3 protein-coding genes and 1 pseudogene are annotated in these 5,489 nt (G+C 72.5%); all 4 read left to right on the top strand.

The genetic code is table 11. The features are described from left to right. Positions 1–1,042, top strand: a pseudogene (locus tag BKE38_RS32585) (hypothetical protein); the annotation flags it as partial. A gap of 229 nt (positions 1,043–1,271) precedes the next feature. Beyond that, on the top strand, positions 1,272–4,151 hold the full coding sequence (ileS, locus tag BKE38_RS28750) for an isoleucine--tRNA ligase (protein WP_076960545.1): 2,880 nt from the start codon (positions 1,272–1,274) through the stop codon (positions 4,149–4,151). Then, positions 4,148–4,645 (top strand): signal peptidase II, encoded by a 498-nt coding sequence (gene lspA, locus BKE38_RS28755; RefSeq protein WP_076960546.1) that lies wholly within the window; start codon positions 4,148–4,150, stop codon positions 4,643–4,645. Before ileS ends, lspA begins: the two co-directional genes overlap by 4 nt. Continuing rightward, on the top strand, positions 4,642–5,232 hold the full coding sequence (locus tag BKE38_RS28760) for a DUF3035 domain-containing protein (RefSeq protein WP_076960547.1): 591 nt from the start codon (positions 4,642–4,644) through the stop codon (positions 5,230–5,232). Before lspA ends, BKE38_RS28760 begins: the two co-directional genes overlap by 4 nt. Positions 5,233–5,489 lie beyond the last annotated feature (257 nt).

Consider the following 5,489-nt stretch of genomic DNA (forward strand, 5'->3'; position numbering starts at 1 on the left):
CCCCTCCGCCCCGGTGCCGCGCAGCGTCATGCCGACCAGCCTGGAGGACTATGCCCGCCGCCTGCCGGACAACCTGCTGCGGATGGAGCGGCTGCACCGCCAGGCGCCCGAGAACGCCGAGCAGCTCAGCGCCACCTACACCGGCCCGGTCGGCCGGGCGCTGGTGCTGGTCGGCCGGCTGCCCGGGCCGCCGGCCGCCGACGGCGTCACCGAACGGTCGCGCGCCGAGGCGCTAGTCGCCATGGCCGAGGATCTGCGCGAAGGCACCCGGGCGCTGGGCAGCCGCTACTACACCGCGCCGCTGATCACCCATGCGCTGAGCGTGCGCAACGGCCCGCTGCTGACCTGCGGCCAGCTGGAGCGCCGCGCCAACGAGGAGCGGGTGACGCCCGAGCAGCAGCGGCTGATGAACCGCCGCTGCGTCACCGTGGCCAATGGCTTCCTGGTCTCGATCTATCTGAGCACGCCGTTCAGGACCGAGACCGAGGCGCTGGTGAACCGCGCCCAAATCGCCTTCATCGCCAGCATGGCCGACCGGCTGGTGCGCGGCGCCGTCCCCGCCCCGGGCGGCGGCAATGTCCAGGCACCCCAGGGGGGTGGTGGCGCCACCCAGCCCTTCGGCCCCTCGACGCGCGAGCCGGCCCCCGGCGGCCAGGCCGCGCCGCCGCAGGGCCCGGGGCGCGAGGGCCCGGGGCGCGAGCCGCCGACGCCGCAGCGTCCCGCCCCGGTCTCGCCGATCCAGCCGGCGCCGGGCCTGCCCCAGCCGTCCACGCCACCGGCGCCCAATCCGGGCGCCGGGCGCGAGCCGCCGACGCCACAGCGCCCCGCCCCGGTCTCGCCGATCCAGCCGGCGCCCGGGATGCCGCAGGCGCCCGATGGCGCGCCGGCGCCCGGCCCGCGGCCACTGCCCTCGCCGTCCCCGGGCACGCCGCCGTCTGGCAGCATCGGCGGGGGCAGCATCGGGGGGGGCGCCGGCCAGGGCATGCCGATGATGCCGCGCGCCCCGCGCCCGGGCACGGAACGCGGTGGTTCAGAAATCTGACGGCGGCGGGCCCCGCCCGGGCTTTTGCCTGGGCGCTTGACCCTGGACGCGGCGGGTCGCAAAAACCCGCCATGTTCCGGATGCTCCGCCGCGCAGGGTCGCGGTCTCAGCTGCGCAGGCTTGCGGCGCGAATTACCCGCCCGGTCCTCTGAACGAGGGCCGGGATCCCTGGCTTGCGCTCCCCTTCCCCTGCCTGACGAAGCCCGCCCCCGGCGGCATGGACACCCGAATGACCACCGACACGCCGGCCCCCTCGGACACCCGCGACTATCGCGGCACCGTCTTCCTGCCGCAGACCCCCTTCCCGATGAAGGGCGACCTGCCCAAGCGCGAGCCCGGCTGGCTGGCCCGCTGGGAGAAGATCGGCCTCTGGGACCGCGTCCGGGCCCAGTCGGCCGAGCGGCAGAAGTTTGTCCTGCATGACGGCCCGCCCTATGCCAATGGCGGGCTGCATATCGGCCACGCCCTCAACAAGATCCTGAAGGACGTGATCAACCGCGCGGCGCAGATGGCCGGGCGGGATGCCGACTACATCCCCGGCTGGGACTGCCACGGCCTGCCGATCGAGTGGAAGGTCGAGGAAGAGTACCGCAACCCCAAGGGCAAGCATCAGGGCGGCATCGACAAGGATTCGGTCCCGGTCCTCGACTTCCGCGCCGAGTGCCGGGCCTATGCCGCCCATTGGCTGGACGTGCAGCGCGAGGAGTTCAAGCGCCTCGGCGTCGCCGGCGACTGGGCCGGCCGCTATGCCACCATGGACTTCGCCTCCGAGGCCTCGATCGCCGCCGAGATCGGCAAGTTCCTGATGAACGGCTCGCTCTATCGCGGCCTGCGGCCGGTGATGTGGAGCCCGGTCGAGAAGACCGCCCTGGCCGAGGCGGAGGTCGAGTATCACGACCACAAGTCCGCAATCCTCTACACCGGCTTCCCGATCGTGAAGGCGGCGTCGGCCGACCTGATCGGCGCCGAGGCGGTGATCTGGACCACCACCCCCTGGACCATCCCGGCCAACCGGGCGATGGCCTATGGCGCCGAGATCGACTACGCGCTGCTGACGGTCGACGGCGTGGCCGAGGGCAACGCGCTGATCCGCCCCGGCCAGCGCTTCATCCTGGCCGAGGCGCTGATCGGCGCCTTCGCCAAGGAAGTGGGCCTGGCCGCCTTCAGCGTCTCCCGCATCTTCAAGGGCGCCGAGCTGGAAGGGGCGCTCGCCGCCCATCCGCTGCGCGGCTGGGAGAAGGGCGAGGGCGGCTATGCCTTCGACGTGCCGCTGCTGGCCGGCGACTATGTCACCACCGAGGCCGGCACCGGCCTGGTGCATATCGCCCCCTCGCATGGCGAGGAGGATTTCCACCTGTCCCGCGCGCATGGCATCGCCGTGCCGGAATGCGTGGCCGATGACGGCACCTACACCGTGCAGGCGCCGGGCTTCGTCGGCATCCATGTCTTCAAGGCGCATGAGCCGGTCTGGGCCGCGCTGACCGAGATGGGCCACCTGGCGGGCCGCGGCTTCATCACCCACAGCTACCCGCATAGCTGGCGCTCGAAGAAGCCGATCATCTACCGCGCGACGCCGCAGTGGTTCATCGCCATGGACGATGCCAACCAGATCCGCGCCAAATCGCTTGCCGCCATCGCCGCGACGCATTTCGTCCCCGACCAGGGCCGCAACCGCATCGGCTCGATGGTCGCGGCGCGGCCGGACTGGTGCATCAGCCGCCAGCGCGCCTGGGGCGTGCCGATCGCCATCTTCGTCGACAAGCGCAACGGCGAGCCGCTGCGCGACCAGACCGTGCTGGACCGCATCGACGCCGCCTTCCGCGCCGAGGGGGCGGATGCCTGGTACCAGCCGGGCGCCGCCGCGCGCTTCCTCGGCAATGAGCGGAACCCGGACGACTACGAGCAGGTGATGGACATCGTCGATGTCTGGTTTGAATCCGGCTCGACCCATGCCTTCGTGCTGCGCGACCGTGGCCTGCCGGTGCCGGCCGACCTCTACCTGGAAGGCTCCGACCAGCATCGCGGCTGGTTCCATTCTTCCCTGCTGGAGAGCGTCGGCTCCAACGGCTTCGCCCCGTTCAAGGCCATTTTGACCCACGGCTTCGTCCTCGACGAAACCGGGAGAAAGATGTCGAAGTCGCTGGGCAATGTGACGGCCCCGCAGGAGGTCACCCAGCAATACGGCGCCGATATCCTGCGCCTCTGGGTGATGAATTCCGACACGGCCGACGATCTGCGCATCGGCAAGGGCATCCTGGCCCAGCAGGCCGAGCTCTATCGCCGCATCCGCAACACCCTGCGCTGGCTGCTCGGCAATCTCTCCGGCTTCGAGACGGAAGAGACGCTGCCGCTGGCGGACATGCCGGAGCTGGAGCGCTGGGTGCTGCACCGGCTGACCGAGCTCGACGCCCGCATCCGCAAGGCCGCCGCCGACTACGACTGGAACGGCGTCTATCCCGAGATCCACGCCTTCTGCGCGACGGATCTGTCCGCCTTCTATTTCGACATCCGGAAAGACAGCCTCTATTGCGACGCGGCCTCCAGCCTGCGCCGCCGCGCCGCGCGCACCGTGCTGGACGCGCTGCACCGCTGCCTGACCGCCTGGCTGGCCCCGGCCCTGCCCTTCACCGCGGAAGAGGCGTATCTGGCCCGCTTCCCCTCGGAGGACGGTTCTGTTCATTTGCAGGACTTCCCGACGCTGCCGGCCGAGTGGCGCGACGACGCGCTGGCCGCGAAGTGGGAGACCGTCAGAAACATCCGCCGGGTGGTCACCGGCGCGCTGGAGAAGGCGCGCGCCGCCGGCACCATCGGCGCCTCGCTGCAGGCAGCCCCCAGCCTGCACCTGCCGGCCGAGGCGCTGTCGCTGCTGCCGGCCGAGACCTGGGCGGAGCTCTGCATCACCTCGGGCCTGACCCTGTCGGACGCCCCGGCCCCGGACAGCGCCTTCACCGTCGACGGGCTGGACGGCATCGCGACGGTCTTCGCCACGGCACCCGGCCACAAATGCGACCGCTGCTGGCGGGTTCTGGAGGAGGTCGGCCAGTCGGCCGCGCATCCGACGCTGTGCCGCCGCTGCGAGGCGGTGGTCGAGCAGCGCGACGCCGCATGAGCCTGAAGCTCGGCCTGCCCGTCGCCGCTGGGCTGCTGGTCGCCGACCAGGCCAGCAAGTGGTGGATCCTGAACGTGCTGCGCCTGCCCGAGGTCGGGCAGGTGAAGCTGCTCGACCTGGGCGGCGCCGGCTTCGACTTCACCATGGTCTGGAACCGCGGCGTCACCTTCGGCCTGCTGGCCGGCGACACGCTGTGGCACCGGCTGATCCTGGCCGGCATCGCGCTCGCCGTCGTCGCCTTCCTGGTCCGCTGGATCGCCCGCGCCGAGAACCGCCTGACCACCCTGGCGCTGGGCGGCATCGTCGGCGGGGCCATCGGCAACGTGATCGACCGCGTCCGCTTCGGCGCCGTGGTCGACTTCGCCGATGCCTGGGTGGGCGATTTCCACTGGTACGTCTTCAACCTGGCCGACGCCGCCATTGTGATCGGTGTCGTCGTGCTGTTTGCCGATGCCTTGTTCAGGCCTCGCGAGGCCGCTAAGGAAACGCCATGAGGCAGCTTCCCATCCGGATTCCGGCGCGCATCCTCCTGCCGATCGCCTGCGGGCTGATGCTCGCCGGCTGCGGCTCGGACACGGCGCGCACGCTTGGCTTCACCCGCGACGCGCCGGACGAGTTCTCGGTCGTCACCCGGGCGCCGCTCTCGCTGCCGCCGACGCTGGGCAGCCTGCCCGCGCCGCGGCCGGGCATGCAGCGCCCGCAGGAGCTGCGCGGCCGCGCCGCCGGCGAGGCGGTGCTGGCCCCCGGCGCCGCCTTCGGCGTGGGTGCCGCGCGCAGCGCCTCGCAGGGCGAATCGGCGCTCCTTGCCCAGGCCGGCCAGGCTTCCGGCGCCGGCGCCGCGCCCACCGGCGACATCCGCCAGCGCGTCGATGCCGAGGCCACCCGCCTCGAGCAGCCCGACCGCAGCGTGGTCGACCGGCTGATGTTCTGGCGCGAGACGCCGCAGCCCGGCACGCCGCTCGACCCGACCCGCGAGGCGCAGCGCCTGCGCGAGAACGCCGCCCTCGGCCGCAGCGTGGAGGACGGCGAGACGCCGGTCGTCCAGCGCCGCCGCCAGGGCCTGTTCCAGAGCATTTTCTGACACCCCTCGAACCCGGCGCGACGGCTTCGCCCGAGGCCGCCGCCCTGCCACCCCCGGCCCTTCCCTCGATCGACGGGGGGGCTGGCGCGGATGCGGCCGCCGCCCCATGTGAGGCGGACATGTCGCCCCTTTCCCGCCGCGCTGCCCTCGGCGCCGCCGCCGCCCTTCCCGCCCTGGCCCTGCTGCCGACCGGCCCGGCCGCCGAGGGCAGCGCGGCGGGAAAGGGGCGACATGTCCGCCTCCCCTGGGGCCTGTCG

Origin of the sequence: Teichococcus deserti, from assembly GCF_001982615.1 — a bacterium.
GTDB lineage: Bacteria > Pseudomonadota > Alphaproteobacteria > Acetobacterales > Acetobacteraceae > Pseudoroseomonas > Pseudoroseomonas deserti.